Source organism: Pseudomonas sp. SID14000 (assembly GCF_002165135.1).
In the GTDB taxonomy this organism is placed as follows: Bacteria; Pseudomonadota; Gammaproteobacteria; order Pseudomonadales; family Pseudomonadaceae; genus Aquipseudomonas.
Window position 1 is genome coordinate 1 of the sequence record NZ_NFZQ01000085.1, and the last position, 497, is coordinate 497.

Annotated in this window: 1 protein-coding gene; it reads right to left on the bottom strand. The window is 71.8% G+C overall.

The genetic code is table 11. From position 1 onward, the window contains the following. A partial coding sequence (locus CAY82_RS27480) for a substrate-binding domain-containing protein (protein ID WP_218190853.1) occupies positions 1-495 on the bottom strand: 495 nt, incomplete at its 3' end. Between the last annotated feature and the right edge of the window lie 2 nt (positions 496-497).

Here is a 497-nt window from a genome sequence, read left to right on the forward strand (position 1 = left end):
CTGGCGGAAGCCCTGCTCGCGCAGCCGTGCCGAGTCGAGGTCGGTGCGGCCGCCGAGGTGCGCGATGCGGCGGTGGCCGAGCGAGATCAGGTGCTCGGTCGCCATGACGCCGCCGGCGAGGTTGTCGGAGTCGACGGTCGGCAGGCCCGAGGGGCCCGCGTGGGGGTCGATCGCGATCACGGGGACGCCCGGGTAGGTGTCGAGCACGGTGGGCGTGACGATCACGGCGCCGTCGATGAGCGTGCCGGACAGCCGCGACAGGTACCGGCGCTCCCAGCCGACCTCGCCGCCCCCGCCGCCCGAGTAGGCGAGCAGCTCGTAGCCCGTGCTGGCGACCACGGAGCCGGCGCCCTTGAGCAGCTCACCGCCGCGGACCGCCTCCTTCTCTCCCTTGTCGGTGAGGTTGACGTCCACCCATCCGGTGAACAGGTTCTTCGCGTTCCATTCGCTCTCGCCGTGGCGGAGGAGGATCAGCTTGTACGGTGCGTCGGCCATGT